Origin of the sequence: Acidovorax sp. SUPP1855 (genome assembly GCF_030158955.1) — a bacterium.
Taxonomy (GTDB): Bacteria; Pseudomonadota; Gammaproteobacteria; order Burkholderiales; family Burkholderiaceae_C; genus Paracidovorax.
Map to the genome: position 1 here is coordinate 1 of NZ_BQXI01000039.1, position 19,360 is coordinate 19,360.

Sequence of the window (19,360 nt, forward strand, 5' to 3'; positions counted from 1 at the left end):
CCGGGCCTGCAAGGCCCCTCATGCACCCAGGCGCAGACCGCTGCTGGGCCTCATCACGCTCAAACGGCTACTGGCGCCCACTCCTCCCTATTCGGATTCGTCAAACATGGGGTTGTGAGAGGCTCCCGTCTGATTCGTATCGACCAAAACTCTTCCTCCAATATTAGCTTCAGCCGTCACCGTAATTGGTGCATTAGCCCCTGGCAATTGCGTCCCAATCCGCGGGTCTTTTGCTTGAGCAGTAAAAAGATCCTCCGCCAACCTAGCCCCCGTTGCTGAATTCGCTGTGCCTCCAGAAGCGATTACTCGTGCCTCCTGCGCTGCCCGATTCAACACCGTATAAGCGGTTGACCCAGCCGCAACGCCTCCCGCAAGCCCGCTAAAAAACCGCTCCAGCGTACCCAACTCCCGCCCGGTAAGGCTTTCCCCCGTGATGGCTTGGTACAGCGCAATCGGCGTGCCGTAGAAAGGCAGCAATTGCGCAATGCTCTCACCCAAGAAGACGCTTTGCTCTGTGGTCAGCGCGCTGGTTCGGGAGATGTGGGCCAGTGTGCCTGCCGTGTCCAACGCCTGCATCTGCTGGTCGATAAAACGCAAGTCCGCCAGTGTGCAATCGGCCCCGCACGCATTCATCATCCGCGCGTTCTCGCGGTTCACCGTATTTCGCACTTCCCGAAACGGGCTGTGCGTGAGGTAGTTGTGCGCTGTCGTGTCCAGCGCAGCCGCAGCACCGCCAGCGCCTCCTGCGATCGCGCCTGCTGCCATGCCCGCCAGTTGGGTCAACCCTTGTCTTACGGAGTCCGGCAGGTTCAGGCTGGCAATTTCCTCCCCAATGAGTGGAACCCCCGCTGCGCTGGCCGCCGCACCCGCAGCGCCCCCCACTCCGCCGTTCAGGCCACCCAGCATGGCGTGCATAGCTACACGATTTGCGCCGCCTTCGTCCCATTGACGCGCTTCTTCTTCGTTGCCTTCACGCCTGAGCTGCGCCGCTCTTTCGTCGGAGTAGGTAGAAACCGCTCGCGCGCCCTGCCGCCCGAACTCGCGCGTGATGGTGATCTGCGCATTCACCTCCTCACTCACCCGGTTCTTGTCGAAGATCGGCTTGATGCCGGTCTCTTGATCCCCCGTGCGGGCCTCGGTGTGGCCCGCAACGCCAGAGATGCCCGCGCGGCTCGTGCTTTGCGCATTCCCCTTGTCGCTGCCCACGCCCGCTCCGCTGCTGCCCAGCTGGCTGCCCACGCCCACCGTGACTTCGAACCCGCTGGCGTTGTAGCTGGCCCGGTTGTCCAGATCGCTCATGGTGAGCGTGCCGCCGGTGCTGAACGTGTTCTTGCCGCCATCGATGGCCGCCTGCGTGCTGGTGATGGCCCCGCCCTTCAAGTCGGTGTTGCCTTTCACGTTGACGTCGAAGCCGCCGTTGCCCGCCCGGATGCCGCTTTGCTCGCCCACGCTTTGGTAGTCGCTGTCGATCTGCGTGCGCCCCGCGGTGATGCTGCCGCCCACCCGACCCGCTCCCACAATGGGCACGCTGATCCCGAAGCCGCTGTTACGGCTGGTCTCGTTGTACCGGCTGGTGTCCTGAAGGCTTTCGATGGCAAGGTTGCCGCCCACGTCGGCCCGCACGGCGTCGGCCACGAGGGTGGCTCCGCGCAGGGTGGTGTCGCCCGCGCTTTGCACGCTGGCCGTGCCGCCCGCGCGGATGTGGGTGTTGGTGTAGCTCACGCTCTCGCCGCTGCCCTGGCCCCGCGCCCGGCTGGCGCTGGCGTTCACGCTCACGCCCACCGCGCCAATGCTCACGCCGATGCTGCCCGAGCTGCTGCTGCGGCTGTTCTGTTCCGCAAAGCGGTTCTCCGACGCTTCTAAAACGATGTTGCCCTTTTGCGCGATCAGGCCCACGTTCTTGCCCGCCTCCACGTCGCTGCCGCGCACGCGCAGGTCGCCATCGGTGGCGGTGATATGCACGTTGCCGTCGGCCCGCACTGCAGAGCCCGCGCCGCTGTCCACCTGGTAGGCGCTGGTGCTGCGGCTGGTGCTGCTGCCCAGGCTGATGTTGAAGCTGGCTCCCGCCAGGGGGTCGCCGTTCAGCAGGGCTTGCCCCGCGTTGCCCAGGTCCTTGGCGTTGTTGTAGGCATTGAGCCCGATGGCCGCGACCCCCAGGGCCTGGGTGCGCGCATCGCTGGTGCGCCCGATGGCACGGCCCACGCGCCCCGCGGTCATGCCGAAGTCGATCAGCGGGCTGCCCACGCTCACCGTGAGGCCGCTTTGCTTGGCCCGCGTCTCGAACAGGTCACGCTCCAGTTCCCGCGACTCGTGGATGTCCACCGCCCGGCCAACGATGTTCACGTCGCCCTTGGCCAGCACCGCCGAGCCCTCCTGCTCGTAGCGGTTGCCCGCCACCAGCGCCACGTTGCCTCCTTGGGCTTGCACGCTGGAGGCAGCCGCACGCTGGCTTTCGTTGCGGTGGTCGGTAGCCGTACCGGCAACAGACACAGTAGCTACAAATTTTGTAGCGAAATGCCCTAGATCCAATTGCGCTGGAGGGCTTTTTGGCTCATACCCCTGGGCAAGCGGCAGCGCACCTGCAAACAGCACCGCCGCCCAAGCGCGCCAAAGGCCATTCATGACAAAGGCACGATGGGCCACGGTTCAGAGAAGGCGGGCTTTGCCTACAGCCCTGGCGGCCGAGGGCAGTTCAAACTTTGAACGGGTACATCCTTGGGCGATTCAGGCACGGCTACATCCATCACGCGCATCGTGCAGGTGGCAGGGCCGGACCAGACGAAATCCACCCGGTAGACGCCTGAAGGCTGGGCGACGAATTGCCGTGCGACCGGGCCGCATGAGCCCTTGCTGTACTTGTCCGACCAGTAAGAAAAACCCTTGACCTGGACCGGCTTGCCTGCTGGCACGCGGGCCTGCCGCTCGGTGGGTACGCCGTTGAGCGCGTTGCTCAATGAAGCGACCCAGGGCAGCAGGGAGCTTTTGCCATCATCCCGGACGGAGCCCACGTATTCGAAGCCCTCGCAAGGCACTTCGCTGCTGCTCAGCGAATAGCCGACGGCCATTGGCATGTTTTTGGAATGGAGGTGGACGGTGGCATCGCCGGGTTGTTGGGCATAGAGGCGTCGGGGTTCGGTACTGCAGGCGCCCAAAACCATACTCATTAATACGACCGGCAATAATTTTCCCATCATTTTATGGACAGCACTACGGCAGATCATTTAACAAACCTTTTTTTCTTGTTTTTTATCGGAGTCTTCTCTAACTCCTTTAACCAATCAGGCTCCTCTGATTGGTACTCTTCACAAAGCTTAGAATTTGACAAAATCCCTAGCCACCCACGATATTCACTAAAAAACTTCAGATTAACGACCTGATATTCATTTTCATGAATTTTTTTTAACTCAATCTGTCCAAAACAATAATGAGTATATTTTCCTCCCGCACCGGCAGGGGCGCGTTTATTTATATCATCAACATTCCAATTTTCAACAAATCCTGCAGCCTCCGGAAGAGGATATAAAAATTCAATTTCAAATGAAAGACCTCCTCGAATTTTGCAAACACATGGAATTTCACCAAGACTTAACAAGCTCTCTACTATTAAGTTATCGGGAAAATTTATATTGAGTATCATTGTTTTCCTTTAGGAATCACAACCTCGCCAGAGAAGTACCTTCCAAAAGTGTCTACGGGACTGAAATACTGTCGCCCCTTACCAAGGGGATCTCTGACTGCTACTACTGCCTGACCAGTACTTGTTGTCGTCACACCATCGACAACAACAAAATGTGAAAAATCAGTTCCCACATCTTGCACGCGCACGATGACAGGGACTCCCTTGGCAGTCAGCCGAGCCAGATCATCGATATTTCTGTTACTTACAGTGACAGCATCGACGCCGTTTAATCGAATTAGGCGTGCGACAACGTCCGGTACTATTCCACGCTCACTTGGTGGAATTTTTGCCACCAAATCACCAACATCAACCGGCTTCCCCATAGTGTCCAACACCATTCCACAAGAATTATGGCCACAGGTCACTGTTCCCTCGCCTTGACCATAAACGGCTCGATCTCCATTTCTTGGAAGAGCGTCAGCAAGAAGAGGATTACCTGCCGTTCCCTCTCCACCTAGATTCTTTCCTCCTTCCGCTCCGTTGGTTCGCGTCGGCTTGCGATCCTTGCCCAGCAATGCCACGCCACTCATCAGCACATCGGCAATTTCATTGCCACTGCTGGACGCCTGGAGTTGCTTATACGCATGCCAATATTTGAGCTCATTGGTCTTGCTATACAAGCTGAGTAGATTGTCTTGCCCCAGCCCAGCCAATTGCCGGATGTTGTTGTCCGCTCCACTGATCTGGTGGGAACCTCTCAAAACTTCCGAATTTGCAAGGCTTGAACGCCGTAACTCGTGATTTGTAAGCGCGCCAAGTGGCTGAGACAGGGGTTTTGAGAGGTTCCCTGGTTGCTCAGTTCAGCCCTTCTACTAGGGTCGCTGGTGGCACCCAACTCCTGCTGCAGTTGGTTCTTATAGTCGTAGAGCCCCACCATCACCGTGGCTAAGTCCTGCTGAACCTGCAGCCCCTGGTCAGTCGTCATGGTTGTTATGCCGTCGCGGATGACCTCGTTGCGCTGCGCCGAGAGGGTGTCCAGTTCTCTCACCCGGCTGCAAGCCCCCGCATCCCCGTTCTGACAGGCACTCTGCTTGTTGGCTCGCTCGCTCAGTTCCTGATGGTTCAGGAAGTTGTTGAGCGTCGCGTTGGTCGAGGCGGCTGCGCCGGCCCTGCCGCCCACCGCGGCACCCACGGCCGTGCCAGCGGCGCCCACGAGGACTTGGCGCACGCCGTCATCCACGCCCAGCTCCCGAAGCGTGCTGTCCAGGTGCGCCACAGCCACTTGGCTCATCCCCGCTCCCACGGCGCCTGCCAGGCCTCCTCCTGCCGCGCCGACCAGTGCGTGCATGGCGACACGGCCTGCCCCACCTTCCTTCCAGTTGTCGATCTCTGCCTGGTCGCCACTGTTCATGGCCTCTTGCAGCTTGCGGTCGGCATAGTCGCCCACAGCCTTGCTGGCGCGCGCGCCGAACTCCGCCGTGATGGTGATCTGTGCGTTGACTTCATCGCGCACGCGGCCCTTGTCGAAGATGGGTTTGATGCCGGTTTCCGCGTCGCCCGTGCGCGCTTCGGTGTTGCCGCTCACCCCCGAGATGCCCGAGCGGGTGGTGCTGCCCGCACTGCCCTTGTCGCTGCCCACCCCGGCGCTGCCGCCGGGCTTGCCCTTGTCGTTGGCTGCCGCGTTGCGGTCTTCTGGCGTTTGGGCGCTGCCCTGGTCGCCCATCTGGAAGCCCACGCTGCCGCTCACGTTGAACCCGCTGGCGCTGTATGCGGCGTGGTTTTCGATATCGCTCTGGGTCAGCGTGCCGCCGGTGGTGAACGTGTTCTTGCCCCCGTCGATGGCCGCTTGCGTGCTGGTGATGGCCCCGCCCTTCAAGTCGGTGTTGCCTTTCACGTTGACGTCGAAGCCGCCATTGCCGGCACGGATGCCACTTTGCTCTCCCACGCTCTGGTAGTCGCTGTCGATGCGGGTGCGACCCACGCTGCCACCGACGCTGGAGGCGCCATAGCACAGCGGGGGCACGCAAACGCTGACGCTCAGGCCCGCGCTGCGGCTGGCTTCGTTGTAGCGGCTGACGTCCTGCAGGCTTTCGATGGTGAGGTTGCCGCCCACGTCGGCCCGCACGGCATCGGCCACGATGGTGGCCCCGCGCAGCGTGGTGTCGCCCGCGCTTTGCACGCTGGCCGTGCCGTTTGCGCGGATGTGCGTGTTGGTGTAGCTCACGCTCTCGCCGCTGCCCTGGCCCCGGCTTTGGCTGACACCGGCATTGAAGCTGACGCCGCTTTGCGCACCGACGTTGATGCCGATGCCCACGCTGGCGGAACTGCTGGAGCTGCTGTTTTGTTCGGCAAAGCGGTTTTGCGCTGCCTCCAGAACGATGTTGCCTTTTTCCGCAACCAAACCCACGTCCTTGCCGGCTTCGATGTCGCTACCCCGCACGCGCAGGTCGCCCTGCGTCGCGGTGATGCGCACGTTGCCATCTGCCTTGATCTGCGATCCCGCTGCGCTGTCCACCTGGTAGGCATTGGTGCTGCGGCTTTGGCTGCTGCCCACGCTGATGTTGAAGCCGACGCTGCCGGCCTTGCCAGGGTCTTTGATGAGCTCGCTGACCTGCCCGTAGGTTTCGCTGGCAGCCATGCCAGCGGCGGCCAGGCCCAGGGCCTGCATGCGGGTGTCGCTGGTCTTGCCCATGGCGCCCGCGATGCGCGTGACGGTCTGCGCACCCTGCACGGCACTCACCACGGGGTTGCTGATGGTGACCGTGAGGCCGCTTTGCTTGGCCCGCGTCTCGAACAGGTCACGCTCCAGTTCCCGCGACTCGTGGATGTCCACCGCCCGGCCAACGATGCTCACGTCGCCCTTGGCCAGCACCGCCGAGCCCTCCTGCTCGTAGCGGTTGCCCGCCACCAGCGCCACGTTGCCCCCCTGGCTTTGCACGCTGGAGGCAGCCGCACGCTGGCTTTCGTTGCGGTGGTCGGTGGTGGTGCTTTGCTTGCCCAGCGTGATGCCGAAGCCGCCTCCGCTGAACAGGCCCGACTTCTTGGTCTCGGTGTGCGTCATGGCCGAGGCGGTGTCGGTGCCCGCCCGGATGGCGATGTCCCGCCCCGCGATGAGACCCACATCGGCCTGGCCTACCAGGTGCGAGCCCTGCACTCCGATGTCCCGCCCGGCCTGCACGTAGATGGCGTTGCCGGTGACGACGCTGCCTTCGCTTAAAAGACTGGCGCCTTCCTGCACGGTGAGGGTGCTCTTTTTGCTCAGGAACCCGCTCTTCTTGCTGTACGTCTCCTCGTAGCGCCCGTGCTCGGTCTGCAGGTCCTGCACCTGCACGTCCCGGCTGGCGATCAGGCTCACGTCGCCCTTGGCGGTGACGGTGGCACCACGCAGGGTGATGTCCCCCTGGCCGGCTTCGGCCTTGCCTGCATCCGCTTTCCCATTCGCAACGATGCTCAGATTGCGCCCGGCGCTGATCTCCCCGCCCGAGAGGGTTTCCTGGCGCTGGATGAGCGCATGGTCGTAGCCCTTGCGGTGTTCTTCTTCGTGCGAGAAGGCGCTGTCTTTGACGGCCTCCACCCGCACGTTCGCGCCCTGGATCAGCACGTCCTGCTGCGCCTTGATTTGCGCACCGAGGGCCACGACGTCGCCTTTGGCACGCACGGTGGTGCTGCCTTCTCCGCCGTCGATGACGGTGCCGGTGTGCACGGTGCTCGATTGGCGCGTGCGGCTCTCGCCGGTCTGCACGCGCGTTTCCTCGCGCGTTTCCATGTCGCCGTTGTAGGTGACGAAGGTCTGGTACTGGGCGCTGCGCTCGTCGCTGCTCGTCGTCTTGGCCGTCGTGCCCAGGCGGATGTCGCCGCTCGCGTACAGGCCCGCGCCGGTCTTGCCCGACACCCGGCTGGCATCCAGCACGATGTTCCCGCCCGCATCCAGCGCAATCCTGCCAGCGTCGCTGGTGAACTGGCCGTCGGTGGCCGCAATGCTGCCATCGGCCTGCAGGTAGCCGCCGTTGTGCGCCACGATGGTGCCCCGGCTGTTGGCGATGTCGCCCTGGATGCTGGTCAGCAGGCTGCCCGCTTCGATGCGGCCCTGCTCGTTGTTCAGGCCCCCGCCGGACAGCCGCATCACGCCGCCGGCCTGGATGCCGGCGCCGAAGTTGTCGATGCCCCCAGCGGCCGCGATGATGAGGCTGTTGCCGACCTCGAACTGGCCCCGGTTGATGAACTGGCCGTTCAGGTTCAGGGCCAGGTCGTTGGCGCTGATGCCGCCCGGCACGATGTGCAGTTGGCTCCAGTCGGGCAGCGCCACGCTGGCGCCCCCGCCCAGCAGCGCACCGATGCCGCCTTGCGGCGTGCTCACGTCCACCCGCGGCAGGGCCAGCGGCTTGGTGTTGACGAACTCAGGTGGCACCTCGCCCGGCACACCGGGCCCACCCGTGCCCACCCGTGCCCACCGTAACGTTGCCCGCGCCTGCATTGTTCGCTCCGCTGCCCCCTCCGATGGGGCCGGGCAGCGTGTCGGGCCGCTGCACTCCGACGAAGGTGGGGCCCTTGACGTTGCCCTGCACGGCCTGGCCCTCGGGCGCCTGGGCGATGGCGGTGGTCTGCACGTTACGGTCGCGCGCCTGCTGCACCAGGGGCAATCCGGTGGCCGGGTCGATCCCTGGCTGGTGCACGATGGTGCCGCCGTTGATGGTGATGGCATCGCCCACGATGGTGCCGGTGTTCGGCCCGGTGAGGGTGATGGTGGCCGCACCGCTGCCGGTGTTCAGCCGCGCGATGGCCCGCGAATCGCCCTCGACCTGCACGGTCTTGCCGTCCGCGTCCTTGCCTTCCCAGATGACCTTCTGGTCGATGAACCGCTGCTCGATGGTGCCGCCGCCCACGGTGGCGTCCGAGGCTTCGTTGATGAGCGTGCCGTTGAAGCCGCCACCGATGACCAGCTGGGCCCGATGGGCCACGTTGCTGTAGCTCACCACCTGTGCGTCCGTGAGGCCGGCAGGGGCGGTGGGGATTTCGTAGGTGCCGTCGAAGACGTTGGGCATGCCGCCGGCCTGCACCTGGCCGGTGGCCTGGTTGTGGATGGCCCCGCTGGCGCTGCCGGCGATGGCCACGCTGCCTTGGTTGAGCAGGGTGCCGCCCCAGCGCACTTCCGCCGCACCGACGTTCCAGCTCTCGCCCACGCCGACCTGGATGCCGTTCACCTGCAGGTCGAGCTTGCCCAGCGCGATGAGCGCGTTGCTGGCGGCGGCATAGCTGCCCGGCGTGGTCAGCTTGGCGTCGGCCAGGCTACCCACCACGCCGCTGTTGGCGTAGCTGCTCGCGCCGATGTCCAGCAGACTGCCTGCGATGACCACGCCGCTGGCGGCGTTGCTGAAGCCGCCCGCCGTCTGGATGTCGATCTTGGCCGCTGGGCCGCCCTGGCCGTACAGGGTGCCGGCGTTGGCGAAGGACGCACCGGTGACGGTGATGTTGCGGCCCAGTACCTGGCTGTCGGCACCGCCGGTCACGCCTGCGGTGGCCTTGAGCGTGACGTCGCCCGACGCTGCCAAGGTGCCGTTGTTGTCGATGCCGCCGGAGGTGGCGGTCACGGCCAGATCGCCGCTGCTGGCGATGAGCTGGCCCTGGTTGGTCATGCTGGCGGCGTCGATGGTGACCCGGCTGCCGCTGACTTGCCCCGAAACGCCCTGCGCCGGCGCGGTGTTGGTGAAAGCGCCGCTGCTGCGGATGGTGACGGCGCCGTTGGCATTCAACTGGCCGCCGCTGTTCTGCACGGACGCGCCCGACACGGTGAGGCTGCCCCCCGCAGAGATGATGCCGGTGCTGGCGCCACCGCCAGCGACGCCAGCGGAGGTGAGCGGGTCGTTCGTGCTGCGCTCGTTGCTCAGGCTGCCGATGATCTCGACGTCGCCGCCGGAGCTCACCACGCCCTTGTTACTGAGGTTGGAGACCTGCACGGTGAGCTTGCCGCCCGCATCCACGGTGCCGGGGCTTTGCACATAGCGCCAGTCCGCGGCCGGGCCGTTGGGCGCGCAACCGCCCATGACGACACAGGTGCGGCTTTCGGTCAGGCCGTTGTCGAAGCTGCCGCCCGAGATGGACATCAGGCCATCCGCATGGATGCGGCCGCCGTTGCTCATGGCACCGGCGTTGAGCAAGACGGTACCGCCATTGAGCGTGCCGGTGTTCGTGACCGAGCCGCCGTTGGCGGAAAGCGTGCCCAGCGCGCTGACGCTGCCGCTGTTGTCCAGCCCGCCCGAAATGTCCACCACCGTGCCGGAAATGCCGCCCGTGTTGGAGGTGCTGCCCACAGAAACGGCCGAGCCCGAGACCTGCCCGCCATTGGAAAGCGCGCCCATGGCGACGATGTTGGCGGCGATCTGCCCGTTGTTGGTGGTGGCGCCCGAGACGTCCAGCCGCTGCTGGGCCAGGATGTCGCCCCCGTTGCTCAGCGCCGCATTGATGCCGATGCCTTCGGCCACCATGCGGCCCGCGTTGGACAGCATGCCGCCGCTGTAGGTGATGTTGCCGCCCGCCTGGACGGTGCCGCCCGTGCCCAGGCCGCCAGCGGCCTGAATGTCGATTCCCTGCGCCGCGCTCCAGGTCCCCTGGGTGCCCAGGGACATGCCTGCGGAGGACTGAAGGGTGAGCTGGCCTGCGGTGACGATGCCGCCGCCGATCACGCGGTTGCTGTCGATGGCGCGCGCGCGGATGGCGATGCTGCCCTGCGACTGCATGAGGCCGTCGTTGACGAGGTAGCCGGTGGTGTCGATGGCGACCGGTTGGGCGAACGTCATCTGACCCTGGTTGTGGATGCGCCCGGCATCGGCGCGCAGTTGCGCCTGCCCCAGCCACTCGCTGTTGCCGGCGAACACGAGGTTCTGCGCTGCGTGCAGGTCGGCATTGCCGGCCACCTCCACCGTGCGGCCGAAACCGATGCTGCCCGACCGGCTCTGGGCGGTGAGGGCCGCTTGTGCCACCAGCGGGCCGGCGACGGAGATGTCGCCCTGCGCCTGCAGCGCGAGCGGTGCGCCGGCCTGCACGGCGCCGCCGAACTGGATCGCCCCCGTGGCGCTGGCCACGTCGCCGCGCGCGAACTGGGCATCGCCCGCGACGCGCACGCCCTGCTGACCGGTCAGGCGCAAGTCGCCCAACGTCGCCAACGGACCACCGATGTCGATCGCCCCGGCGTCCGCCTGCAGCGCGATGCCCTGGTTGACGCGCAGCTCCTGCGCGACGGCGATGCCCTGGCCCGCCACGGCGTCCAGCCGGCCGCCCACGCGGGCGGTGCCGCCGTAGGCCTGGCCGGCGCCGCTTTGGATGCGCGCATCCTGCAGCACGAGCGTATCGCCCTGGATGGCGACCTCTCCACCCGCCTGGGCGCCCAGACTGCCGCCGAACGAAGCGGCGCCGCCGACACGGATGTCGCGCCCCGCCACCAGGCTGGCGGCCCCTTGCACGGTGACGGATCGATCGATGCGGTGGTCGCCGCCGACGGCTGCGTCGTACCGGCCGCCCGTCTGCAGGCTGCGCAGGTGCAGATCACCCCCCGCCTGCACGGACGTCGCCGCATGGCCCGCGGCGCCCGGGGCGATGCTGTTTGAAGGGCCTGCCGCCGCACCGCCCGTGACGTCGGTGGCGGTGATATTCCTGCCGGCCGAAAGCGTCAGGGCGCCCGAGGTGGCGATCACCCCGCCCACGCCGATGTCGGCCCTGGCGGAGGTGGCGGCGATGCTGCCGGCGATGAAGTCGCCGGCGATGCGCAGATCGTCCTGCGTCTGCACCACCGCGTCGCCCGCTGCCTGAACGGACTGCAGGCGGGCGCTGGGCGCCGCCACGCGGAGGTTGCCACCGGCCCGCAGGTTCTGGGCCTGCAGCTCGGTCGCGGTCTGGACGATCAGGCCGGCACCGGCCGTGAGGTCACCGGTGACGGCGATCCTCTGGGCGCTGTCGAGTGCGAGCGAACCGCCGGATGCGACCGCCCCCCGCACGTCGATGCCACCGCCCGAGGCGATGCGCACATCGCCGTTGGCGATCACGTCTCCCAGGCTCGACACACCACCCGTCCCAGCATCCAGCCGGACGGCGCCCTGCGCCTGCACCCCGCGGGCCAGGGCGACACCGGCTCCCGCGATCTGCACGTCGCCGCCCGACTGCACGTCGCCCTTGAACACGGCCTGCCCCTGCGCCGACACCGAGAGATGGCGGCCCGAAGCCACCGGACCGCCCAGCACGACGTCGCCCTGCCGCGAGGCGATTTCGAGATCGCCACGCGCACTGGCCTGCTGCAGATCGACACTGCCCTGGCTTCGGATGGCGATGTTTTCGTTGGCTTGCACGGCACGCGCCGAGACGCCGCCCGCGCCCGCGTTGAGCTGCACGCTGCCGCCCGAACGCACGTCGCCGCCGAGCTGCAGGCGGTCCCTGGCGGTGATGCCCACCAGCCCGCCGACGACGTCGCCGCCGATCGCCACGTTGCCCGCATCGATGCCGACGCCGCCCCCCGTGAGACCGCCGAGCGCGGCGAAATCGCCGCCGGCCGACCATTGCTGACCGGCGCCGGACACCGAAGCACCCGACAGCCGGATGTCGCCGCCTGCCGTGGCGCCGATGCCGCCGGCGGCCGCGATGTCCGCCGCCGCGGAGATGCCTTGCGCCGCCGTGATGTGGGCATTGCCCCCCACGCTGACCGAGGACCCGAAGGCCACTGCGGCACCGGCGTGCAGGCTGAGGTTGCCTGCGACCTGGACGGCGTCGCCGAAGCCGATGTCGCTCCCGCTTGAAAGGGCGGCACTGCCGCCGATGTTCACGGCGCCCTGGGCGCTCAGGGGCCCGCGCACGTTCAGGTCGAGGTTGCCGCTCACGTTCAGGCCGCTGCCCGGCTGGCCCAGCTGTACCTCGCCGCCCGTCACGTTCATCGCGCCGGCATCGACGTCGCCGCGCAGGCCGATGCGGGCTGCATCCATGTTCAGCGACTGGCCCACGCGGGTGGCGCCCCCCATCTCGATGGAGCGCCCGCCTGCCACCGTCAGGTTGCGGCTGACGGTCGTCTGGCCGGACGCGTTCACGCTGTCCGCCGCGATGGCGGCGCTTTCGTTGACTTGCAACCGCCCGCCCAGCGCGGCGGAGTCACGCGCCCGCAGGTCGAGCTGGTTGCCTACCAGCGTGGTGCCGTACAGGCCCGCGGAACGTTCGCCCTCGATCGTCAGGTCCCGCGCCACCGAAAGGCGGCCGTCCTGCCGGACGTCCTGCCCTTTGAGGGTGGCATTCCCGACTACGTCGATGACGCTTTGCGCGCTGCCCAACTGCAGCTGGCCGCCCGCGCGGGCGTCGAGGTTGCCGCCCACCAGCAGCTTGTCGGTCACGGCCACATCGCCAGCGCTGCTTCGCAGCTGCACGTTGCCCTGCACGCGCACGGGGCCGTCGAATTGAGCCCCTGACGCCCCGTTGGCCTGCAATTGGCCGTGGGCCGTGACCTCGCCCGCCACGGTGATCCGGCCCGAGCTGTCCAACTGGATGTTGCGCGCTGCGGAAACGCCCGCGGCCTGCAGGCTGCCCGCGCTGCGCACGGTGACATCTTCCTGATAGGCCAGCACTGCACCGCGCAGGTTCACGCCCATGCCTTCATCGGTGGAGATCACCCGGATCTGTCCCGCGGTCATGGCGCCCAGCGCGGTCGCATCGATGGCGATGCCGCGCTGGCCCAGCGGCGTGGCGGAGAGCGGAAACGCGCTCTTGTTGCCGTCCGCATCGGCCTGGCGTCCCGCCGTGAGCTGGATGCTGGAAACGCTGCGATTGAGGTAGTGGGCCCGCAGGGGACCGTCGATGAAGAGCGTCTCGCCGATCAGGTCGAGCTGGCCGACGGTGCCTTCGATGCCCGTGCCCAGCACGTCGATCCGCCCCCCGCCCACGGAAAAGCGCGGCTGCGCGGCCTGGCCGAACGCGCTCGGTGCACCCGTGGCATCGCGCCACTGCACGGTGCCCGTGCTGAGCGTGAAATGGGGCGTGTTGACGACCCCGCATCCGTCGCAGGTAATCCCGTTCGGGTTGGCGATGATGACGCTGGCCGGGTTGCCGAACACCTCCACCGTGCCGCCGATGCGCCCCGCCGGACCGGCGACGGTCACTTCGTTGACGATGGTGTTGGCGGTGCGGCCGTTGGAGAGATTGGGATTGGCCGCGGCCTGGCCACCCAGCAGCGGCGTGCCGCCCACCAGGCTGTTGTTGAGAACGGCACCCGCCGAGGGCACGTCGAAGCGCTGGAATTGGTTCAGCGAAATGCCCGCCGCGTTGGGCGTGGTGATGTTCACCAGCGCCGCGCCGCCCTGCAGCATCTGCACGCCCGGCTGGAAGGCCAGCGGCGCGCGCGGGTCGGCGATCGGGACCGCGTTGAATCCCCCGGGTGGCGGCACCTGGGCTTGGGCCGGTGGGATACCGATCGCCCATGTACCGCCCGGCCCGGCGCCCACCTGCAACTGCAATGCAGTGAAGAGCGCCAGCACACCGCGTGCGGTATGGCGCGCCCAGCGGGGAGCGCGGTACGGCGTGGAGGCCGATGCTTCGCGCCGACCGGTCCCTGCTGCCGGTTGCTTGGTGTGGTTTTTGTTGTTCATCAGTTACCGCCCGTCCTGCCTGTCCTGCTGCCTGGAACCGTCCAGGGTCATCACATCAAAATTGGTATGCCGCGCTCACGTTGGCCCGCCACCCGCTGTCGACCACGCCCTGTGGCCTGCGGATCGGCTTGCCCAGGATGACTTCGACGTAGCCCGTTCGGTACGCCACGCGCACACCGCCCCCGGCGCCAGCCAGAGCGTGGGAGCGGCCATCGGACACGGTCGATACGCGCGCCATGTCCAGGAAGGCATAGGGCTCGTACCGCACCTCGCCCCCGAACAGCGGCGGCGCCTTCTGCCAGGCCCATTCGTTGCGCCAGTAAGCGCCCCGATCCCCGCCCTGGGCGGATTCGGCAAAACCGCGCACGCTGCCGACCCCGCCGGCAAAAAGTTGCTCGGACGAGTACAGCGGATGCCGGCTCCACTGCCCCACTGCCCGGGACCGCCAGACCCACGCTCCCGGCAGCGGCCGCTCCAGCGAGGCCGACAGTTCGGCCTTCGTGAACGCGTAGCGTGCGGCGGCGGACGGAAGGTCCGCCGGGTCGCGGTTGGCCCCCCACCACGGCAGGCCGCGCGACACGCCGGCATCGGCCGTCCATTGGCCCATGCCCTGCTCCGTCTCGAAGCGCTGCAGGCGGTTGATGCCGACACGCAGCACGGTCTGGTCCTGGGGCGACAGCCGCAGGTTGTTGATGGAGCGCTCGGAGTCGCGCCGTGTGAGCGACACGTCGAAGGCCGTCTTGCTGGTCTGGTCGCGGTCGAGCAGGTGGTTGAGCGAAAGCGTGTAGCTCCTGGACCGGCCGTACACGAGCGCGGTGTCGCCCACGAGGTTCTGGTATTCCGAGATGGACGCCATGCCCGCCAGCGTGGTGTAACCCAGGGGCACCGAGAACGTGCCATAGAGGGCGTTCGTGTCCGCGCTGGTGGTCAGGCCCGCATTCAGCGACTCCATCAGGCCCAGCACGTTGCCGTTGTCCACACCCATCTGGGCCCGCAGCCGGCCGGTGGTGGCCGCCCCCTGGTTGTCCAGCGACAGGTTGTACCTCGCGCCTTCGCGGGGCTGGTTGACGAACTCCACGATGGAGCCGCCCGGCTGCGTGCCGGGCCGTATCTGCACCTGCACGTTGTTGCGCCGCAGGCGGTTGAGCTGATCGACCGCCTGCTCGATGTCGCGCAGGCGCAGCACGTCGCCCTCGCGCATGGGCATGGCCATGGCGATGCCGGGCCCGTCTGCGCGCCCGGCATCGACCGCGGTGCCGTTGTAGAGCAGCTTTTCGATGGTGCCCGGCACGATGGTGATGACCAGCACCCCCTCGTGCAGGCTCTGGTTGCCCACGTAGGCACGCGATGTGGTGTACCCCGCCGCCACGAGCGCGCGGCTGATGCGCTCCAGCAGCACGTTGATGTGCGCCACACCCAGCGACTGGCCCACGAAGGGCGTCGACACGTCGCGAAAAGCGGCCGGGGACAGCAGCTCCGCGCCGTCCTGGCGGATGGTATGGATCGGAAAAGTGGGGCCCGTGGACGGAATGTCGGACAGCGCCCGGGCATCCGGTGTGCGGGTGGATGGCCCGGGCTGGTCGAACTGGATGTTCGCCGGGGGGGCCTGCCGCAGCAGATCGTCCCGCAGCTTCTCTTGCTGCTCACGGATGAGCTGGTCGTTGGGATCGCGCAACGGCGGGGGCACTTGCGCGTGCCCCATGGCAGGGGCGAGCACCAGCACGCAGAGCGTGCCGCTCAGGCGGGGGAATTTCATGCCGAGCCCCTACCAGAAAAGACCGAGGTGGTTTTCCAGGCGCACCGGGTCGCGGTGCGGAGGCCGGATCACTTCGATGGCGCCATCGACGCCTTCCGAGGCCGTGAACAGCCCGCCCTCCTGCCGCGCCGCGCCCTTGAGCACCATGCGGCCTTGCTGCACGGTGAAGCTGCCGCCCTGGTCGGTCGCATACACCTGGGCCCACGTATCGCCCAACGCCGCCTTCAACCCCCGGTCGCGCAAGATCACCGTGTGCACCGGACGGGCACGCGCCGTGATGACGGGAGCCTCCAGCACCATGCCCCGGCCGCCGAACACCTGGCCGGCATCGTTCAGGATCTGCCCGCCAGCGCGGATGCTGAGGGCGTCCGCCGCCATGATCTGCCCACCCACCAGGGCCTCCGAGGAAGACGCCGTGCGCTTGCAGATGAAGAGAAAGCAGCTTTGGCGATAGGCAAATTGCCCGACGCTGTGCGCCTGGATGGTGACGTCGCCCGTGGCGGCGATGTCCACCTTGCCGCCGTTCGAGAACAGGTAGCCGCCCAGGTTGCCGAAGCTGCCTGACGACACGGCGAGATCCCCCTGGGCGACCCAGTAGGCCTGGTTGGCCGTGTCGGTCAACGCGCCCATGTCCACCTGGTAGCCGCTGCGGCGCTTGAACACGCTGTGGTTTTTCCAGTCGATGCTGCCCGCCCCCGGCGTGTGAAGGGTTTCGGTGCGGACCGCGCCGGGGGTTTGCACGGTGAGCGCACCGTTGGACACGATCCGTGCATCCACCGAGGTGATGTCGCCGCCGGCGAACAGGCCCACCGCATCGTTGCGCCCGAAGAGGAGCGCCGTCTTCGCGGCTCCCACCGGCGTGCTGTGCTCGATGGCCCCGCCCGCACGGAGCAGGACGGCATAGCGCCCGTCGCCTTCGTCGGCCGACCGGTTCTCCCCCGAGATTTCGCCGCCCACGTTGCGAAGGGCGCCCTTGGCTTCCAGCACGGTGTTGGAGCCGGCCGCCACCAGGCTGCTGCGCTCGGCCGTGTTGCGGAAGTTCATCTCGTCCGCCTGGACGTGGATCTGGCCCAGCGCCTGGATCTGGCCGCCGACCTGCTCGATCTGCCCCGTGCTCGTCAACTGAAAGTCGCCGGCCGATGCCACGAGTTGCCCGGCATTGCGCACCCCGGCGCCCTGGTCCGTCACCAGGATTTCGATGCGGCCGGACGTCACCTTGGAATCCGCACTGAGATTGAGCGCCAGTGCCGAAGAAGATGCCTTGCCCGCGGTGTAGTGCACCCAGGGGGTCAGGTTATCGACCGGAGACGCGGCCGTATCGAACTGGGCCAGCGATTCGCCTGCGACGATGCGCACCGTGGCCGTGGACGACGAGAAACTGTTGGTGACCGCCCCCCGGATTCCCACGGTCTTGGCCATCATTTCCAATCGGATCAGATTGCCGGAAACCCCTTGCGAATCGATTAGCAACTCGCCCTGCGTGGTGCGCACATCCACATAGCGCTGCGAATGGCCGGAAGGCTGGATTTCATCCCGCAGGCTCACGGCCCCCGTCGTCAACGCGACGCTGCCGAAATTGAAGAAACTGCCCCCGTTGACGCGAATGCCGTTCTGGTTGGCGAGAATCAGATTCGCGCGCGGACCGGTGACGTCCAGCGGGCCTTCAATATGCGAAGGCGCTGCCGACAATACCTCGGCGACGATGGTGCGGGCCCGCACGGCATCGTTGACAAAGGTCAGGCCGGCAGCACCGACGTCGAAGCGGGAAAACCCGTTGTAGGACACCCCGTCCTGCGTCGCATTGGGGGTGACCAGTGTCCGCGCACCCGGCACGGCCTGCACCTGCACTGGACTGGACGGATGCGCTACCACGAGCGCCTGTGCGTGGGCCATCAATGGCCCGGCCCCTGCGAGCAGGCATGCCAGCGCCGCTCCCTTTGAGCCGAAGGCTCTTTTCATTGTCATATTCCCAAGGATTTCATGACCCGCCAGTCTTTCCGTCACCCAAACGGAGGCAGGCCATCGGAAAACTCACGGGAAGCCGACCGCCGCCGCGAGTTTCATTTCAATTTGAAACAAGGGCAGGATCATATTCACAATATTGACGCGATTCTTACCATGTTGCGACGTAAGCACAGCTGCGAATAAAGCCTTGCCTCGTCCATCAAATCATGAGATGGCGCAACTTGATTCCACCTTGGGATTACTGCAATGGTGCTATTGACAGCATTAATGACGAAGAAAACGTGCCATCGTCTCGATGGTGAAACGAGCGAAGTCAGTGGGTTGGAAGAGTATGGGGACCTGCGCCTTCAGGCTGCCATCCGAGCCCCCCAAGTCATTGGGCCGGTGAAACACCCGCCGTTACCTTGGCTGTCAGCAGAAAAGGGGGTATGACCATCAAAAACAGGGGCCGTTGCGGCCCCTGTGACTTCAACGTGGCGCCCTGTTCACCCCCGGCGCGCCGCCTGGTACAGCCCCTGCACCCGCGGCACGTTCTGCTCCAGTTGGCGGATGCGCTCCGGCCCGCTGGGGTGGGTGGAGAGAAACGCGATGCCGCCCTGGCCGCTGGTGGCCTCGCCCATCTTGCGCCACAGGCTCACCGAGGCGTCGGGGTTGTAGCCGGCGCGGGCGGCCAGTTCCAGGCCCACCAGGTCGGCTTCGGTCTCGTCGCCGCGGCTGAACTTCAACGTGATGAGCTGCGTGCCCAGGTTGGCCGCCGCGTTGCCCAGGTCGCCCAGGCCCAGCAGTTGCGCACCGAGGGACAGGCCCACGCTGGTGGCCTGGGTCTTGGCCAGACGGGCGCGGGCGTGTTCGCGCAGCGCGTGGGCCATTTCGTGGCCCATGATCATCGCGGCCTCGTCGTCGGTGAGCTTGAGCTGGTCCAGGATGCCGGTGTAGAAGGCGATCTTGCCACCCGGCATGCAAAAGGCGTTGATCTGCTTGCTGCCGATCAGGTTGACCTCCCACTGCCACTGGCGGGCCCGGTCGTTCCATTGGGCGGTGTAGGGGATCAGGCGCTGGGCGATGGCGCGCAGGCGCTGCAACTGCGCATTGTCGGCACCGGCCAGCGCGCGCTGCGCCTTGGCCTTGCCCATCATCTCGCTGTACTGCTGGTTGGCGGCGGTCTCGATCGTCTCGGCCGGCACCAGCTTGCGCATGCCCGAGGCGGACCCCACGTCCACCTGCGCCAGCGCGGGCCCCGCGACGGCGGCCCCGGCCGCCAGCAGGAAGCCGCGGCGGGCGTTCCAGGCGCTGCCGCGCAGGCTGCAGAACCGGCAACAGGCCGTGGCGGAGTCGGTCTCGGCAGGCGCCGGAGCGCGGGAATCGGGGGTGGGCAGGTGCGACATGGGCGGCAGTCTAGCCGCAGGCCGG

9 protein-coding genes are annotated in these 19,360 nt (G+C 66.7%); all 9 read right to left on the reverse strand.

From position 1 onward, the window contains the following. Positions 1–87: 87 nt before the first annotated feature. The 9 genes from AVMA1855_RS23310 to AVMA1855_RS23350 all read right to left on the reverse strand — a co-directional run bounded on the left by AVMA1855_RS23310 (position 88) and on the right by AVMA1855_RS23350 (position 19,335). Positions 88–2,427, reverse strand: coding sequence for a hemagglutinin repeat-containing protein (locus AVMA1855_RS23310; RefSeq protein ID WP_284427511.1), 2,340 nt, complete (start codon positions 2,425–2,427; stop codon positions 88–90). A 239-nt stretch (positions 2,428–2,666) separates the two neighbouring features. Continuing rightward, positions 2,667–3,221, reverse strand: a complete 555-nt coding sequence (locus tag AVMA1855_RS23315) for a hypothetical protein (protein ID WP_284427512.1) — start codon at positions 3,219–3,221, stop codon at positions 2,667–2,669. Next, complete coding sequence (locus AVMA1855_RS23320; protein ID WP_284427513.1) at positions 3,218–3,637, reverse strand: hypothetical protein; 420 nt, start codon at positions 3,635–3,637, stop codon at positions 3,218–3,220. Before AVMA1855_RS23320 ends, AVMA1855_RS23315 begins: the two co-directional genes overlap by 4 nt. Further along, on the reverse strand, positions 3,634–4,380 hold the full coding sequence (locus AVMA1855_RS23325) for a C39 family peptidase (protein WP_284427514.1): 747 nt from the start codon (positions 4,378–4,380) through the stop codon (positions 3,634–3,636). Before AVMA1855_RS23325 ends, AVMA1855_RS23320 begins: the two co-directional genes overlap by 4 nt. Continuing rightward, positions 4,377–8,027 (reverse strand): hemagglutinin repeat-containing protein, encoded by a 3,651-nt coding sequence (locus AVMA1855_RS23330; RefSeq protein ID WP_284427515.1) that lies wholly within the window; start codon positions 8,025–8,027, stop codon positions 4,377–4,379. The genes AVMA1855_RS23325 and AVMA1855_RS23330 overlap by 4 nt, the downstream gene beginning before the upstream one ends. Next, complete coding sequence (locus tag AVMA1855_RS23335) at positions 8,017–14,229, reverse strand: beta strand repeat-containing protein (RefSeq protein ID WP_284427516.1); 6,213 nt, start codon at positions 14,227–14,229, stop codon at positions 8,017–8,019. The genes AVMA1855_RS23330 and AVMA1855_RS23335 overlap by 11 nt, the downstream gene beginning before the upstream one ends. A 55-nt stretch (positions 14,230–14,284) precedes the next feature. Next, complete coding sequence (locus AVMA1855_RS23340) at positions 14,285–15,985, reverse strand: ShlB/FhaC/HecB family hemolysin secretion/activation protein (RefSeq protein ID WP_284427517.1); 1,701 nt, start codon at positions 15,983–15,985, stop codon at positions 14,285–14,287. Between the two features lie 9 nt (positions 15,986–15,994). Next, complete coding sequence (locus AVMA1855_RS23345) at positions 15,995–17,878, reverse strand: filamentous hemagglutinin N-terminal domain-containing protein (RefSeq protein ID WP_284427518.1); 1,884 nt, start codon at positions 17,876–17,878, stop codon at positions 15,995–15,997. Between the two features lie 557 nt (positions 17,879–18,435). Continuing rightward, positions 18,436–19,335, reverse strand: coding sequence for a M48 family metallopeptidase (locus AVMA1855_RS23350; protein WP_284394632.1), 900 nt, complete (start codon positions 19,333–19,335; stop codon positions 18,436–18,438). Positions 19,336–19,360 lie beyond the last annotated feature (25 nt).

Coding starts and splice junctions, on each gene's coding strand:
- AVMA1855_RS23315 (WP_284427512.1), bottom strand. CDS start 3,221: ATGATCTGCCGTAGTGCTGTCCATAAAATGATGGGAAAATTATTGCCG.
- AVMA1855_RS23320 (WP_284427513.1), bottom strand. CDS start 3,637: ATGATACTCAATATAAATTTTCCCGATAACTTAATAGTAGAGAGCTTG.
- AVMA1855_RS23335 (WP_284427516.1), bottom strand. CDS start 14,229: ATGAACAACAAAAACCACACCAAGCAACCGGCAGCAGGGACCGGTCGG.
- AVMA1855_RS23340 (WP_284427517.1), bottom strand. CDS start 15,985: ATGAAATTCCCCCGCCTGAGCGGCACGCTCTGCGTGCTGGTGCTCGCC.
- AVMA1855_RS23350 (WP_284394632.1), bottom strand. CDS start 19,335: ATGTCGCACCTGCCCACCCCCGATTCCCGCGCTCCGGCGCCTGCCGAG.
- AVMA1855_RS23345 (WP_284427518.1), bottom strand. CDS start 17,878: ATGGCCCACGCACAGGCGCTCGTGGTAGCGCATCCGTCCAGTCCAGTG.